1 protein-coding gene is annotated in these 498 nt (G+C 72.5%); it reads left to right on the top strand.

Annotated features, from left to right (window positions below; all coding sequences use genetic code 11):
- Window positions 1-498, top strand: a 498-nt coding sequence (locus NP777_RS47220) for an acyltransferase domain-containing protein (RefSeq protein WP_256656374.1), incomplete at both ends; no start/stop codon positions are given.

Here is a 498-nt window from a genome sequence, read left to right as displayed (position 1 = left end):
TGTGAGGCGGACGAGGTGCGGGCGCGCCGGGTGCCGGTGGACTACGCCTCGCACTCCGCGCAGGTCGAGTTGCTCCGCGAGGAGCTGCTGGAGCTGCTGGCGCCCGTGGAGCCCCGGGCGGCCGAGGTGCCGTTCCTCTCCACCGTGACGGGGGAGTGGGTCGAGGGTCCGGAGCTGGACGCCGAGTACTGGTTCACCAACCTCCGGCGCACGGTCGAGCTGGAGGGCGCGATTCGCCGTCTGCTGGATGAGGGCTTCGGAGCCTTCATCGAGTCCAGCGCGCACCCGGTGCTGACGATGGGTGTGCAGGAGACCGCCGAGGACGCGGGCCGCGAGGCCGCCGCGATCGGGTCGCTGCGCCGTGACGAGGGCGGTCTGGACCGCTTCTACATCTCGCTGGGCGAGGCGTGGACGCGCGGTGTGGCCGTGGATTGGGAGGCGGTGTACGAGGGGACGGGCGCGGCCCGCGTCGAGCTGCCCACGTACGCCTTCCAGCAC

Source organism: Streptomyces rugosispiralis (genome assembly GCF_024505145.1).
Lineage (GTDB): Bacteria > Actinomycetota > Actinomycetes > Streptomycetales > Streptomycetaceae > Streptomyces > Streptomyces rugosispiralis.
This window is presented reverse-complemented; position numbering and strand designations above follow the sequence as displayed.